The sequence below is a fragment of the Methylobacterium sp. J-070 genome (genome assembly GCF_022829385.1).
Classification (GTDB): Bacteria; Pseudomonadota; Alphaproteobacteria; order Rhizobiales; family Beijerinckiaceae; genus Methylobacterium.
The window spans coordinates 1-400 of the sequence record NZ_JAKSXX010000108.1; the positions used below are offsets into that span (position 1 = coordinate 1).

The following is a 400-nucleotide window of genomic DNA, read 5'->3' on the forward strand; positions in this document are numbered from 1 at the left end:
TTGGAAGGTGTCAAAAGCCCCGGATCCTGACCCGGAACTGTATTTCGCCATGTGCACGCTCGCGGCGTTCGCCCGTGCCGGCGGCAGCGTGGAGAAGTTCCGGCACTTGGCCGAACCCGCCATGGCCGCGTCACGCCGGGAACGTCTCGGCCTCAGCATCGGGAGGGACTGATATGCCGACCGTTATCGACGCGCTCACCGTCAGCCTAGGCTTGGATCCTTCCGCCTTCGTCAGGTGCGAGCAGCAGGCGATGACCCTCTTCGCCAAGACCCGCGAGAGCGCGGTCAAGGAAGGCAAGGGCATCGAGAAGAGCTTGGACAGTGCCGGCGACGCCGTTGAACGCCTCGCCCGGAACGCCCTCAAGCTGTTCGCCATCTTCACAGCCGGGCGCGAGATCAA

General features: G+C 64.8%; 1 protein-coding gene. It reads left to right on the plus strand.

What is annotated here, in order from left to right:
- Positions 1-173 precede the first annotated feature (173 nt).
- Positions 174-400: hypothetical protein (locus MKL01_RS08085; protein WP_243904701.1), on the plus strand; the 227-nt coding region annotated here is incomplete at its 3' end.